This window comes from Candidatus Symbiopectobacterium sp. NZEC135, from assembly GCF_025962695.1.
The window spans coordinates 1-1,638 of the sequence record NZ_JAGFPF010000376.1; the positions used below are offsets into that span (position 1 = coordinate 1).

The 1,638-nt window shown below is 53.8% G+C and carries 2 protein-coding genes; both read left to right on the forward strand.

The window, feature by feature from the left end; translation table 11 throughout:
* A partial coding sequence (locus tag J5224_RS27020; protein WP_413544706.1) for an ACT domain-containing protein occupies positions 1–272 on the forward strand: 272 nt, incomplete at its 5' end.
* Between the two features lie 82 nt (positions 273–354).
* Positions 355–1,278, forward strand: a complete 924-nt coding sequence (panS, locus tag J5224_RS27025; protein WP_264628234.1) for a ketopantoate/pantoate/pantothenate transporter PanS — start codon at positions 355–357, stop codon at positions 1,276–1,278.
* Positions 1,279–1,638: the final 360 nt, after the last annotated feature.

The following is a 1,638-nucleotide window of genomic DNA, read 5'->3' on the forward strand; positions in this document are numbered from 1 at the left end:
CTGCGGGTGACGGCCTGCTCTCCAGCGCCATGCTGACCGAGCTCTCTTCCCTGTGCCGCGTCGAGGTGGAAGAGAACCTGTCGCTGGTCGCACTGATCGGTAATCAGCTTTCTCAAGCATGCGGCGTCGGCAAAGAGGTGTTTGGCGTGCTGGAGCCGTTTAACATTCGCTTAATTTGCTACGGTGCCAGCAGCCATAACCTGTGTTTCCTGGTGCCTGGCAATGACGCGGAGCGCGTGGTGCAGACGCTACACCACAGCCTGTTTGAATAGCGCCCAGCCACGGCACCCAAAAAACCGGCTCTTTAGCCGGTTTTTTTATCTGGACCTTCATAGTGATAAGGATAGAAATTTCATGCTCGCCATTTTGACTAGGCTGTTTCCGTTATGGGCCGTTTTACTCTCCGTTGCCGCCTATGCCTCACCAGACACCTTTACCGGCATCAGCCCCCATATCAGCACGCTGCTGATGCTCATCATGTTCGCCATGGGCGTGACCCTGAATATTGGGGATTTTAAACGGGTGCTCACCCGCCCTGCCCCGGTTGCCGCTGGGATATTCCTGCACTATCTGGTGATGCCACTCGCCGCCTGGGTGTTGGCGCGCGCATTTAACATGCCGCCTGACCTCTCGGCGGGTATGGTGCTGGTAGGCAGCGTTGCCAGCGGCACGGCGTCGAACGTGATGATCTACCTGTCTAAAGGCGATGTCGCCCTGTCAGTCACCATTTCATCCATCTCGACGCTGGTTGGTGTGTTTGCCACACCGCTGCTGACCCGGCTGTATGTTGATGCCGCCATCAGCGTGGACGTGATGGGCATGTTGCTCAGCATCCTGAAGATCGTGGTGATCCCGATCGGCGCTGGCCTGATTGTTCACCACCTGTTCAGCGGTATGGTAAAGCGCATCGAGCCCTATCTGCCAACGCTGTCGATGGTGTTTATTCTGGCAATTATCAGCGCCGTGGTCGCAGGCAGTCAGAGCCATATCGCATCCGTCGGTTTTATGGTGATTATTGCCGTTATTCTGCACAACGGCATTGGCCTGCTGGGTGGCTATTGGGCCGGCCGGCTGTTCGGCTTTGACGAGTCTACCTGCCGCACGTTGGCTATCGAAGTCGGCATGCAGAACTCCGGCCTTGCTGCCACGCTGGGCAAGATGTACTTCTCGCCACTCGCCGCCCTGCCCGGCGCGCTGTTCTCGGTCTGGCACAACCTTTCTGGCTCGCTGCTGGCGGGCTACTGGTCAGGAAAATCGCTGGAAAAAGAGAAGCAGTAACCGATTTACCCACCAACCAGCGCCTGACAGGGCGTTGGTTGGTCAATGTGTTAAATAAATGGTGAAAATGATTTACACCATGGTTAACGACACCATTCTCACATACTTCGTATCTTTTTCACTCACCCCGCACGGCACCTGCCTTTGTCATATTTTGTCACACTTAAAATGTGAGGCGATTCACATAATTATTTAACTAACAATATTTAGAAAAACCGATTCAAATCAATAAGCGTGTCATTTTCATCCCGCGTTTTTTATCAGTGAGGCTATGATCGCTGATAACCCTGTAACCCATAGGGATTACACTGATTACAGCTCCCCCTTCAGACACCTATCAAGGTGTAAGGAAAACGGATG

Excerpts from the sequence above, each read along its gene's own strand:
- panS (WP_264628234.1), top strand. The coding sequence starts at position 355 with ATGCTCGCCATTTTGACTAGGCTGTTTCCGTTATGGGCCGTTTTACTC.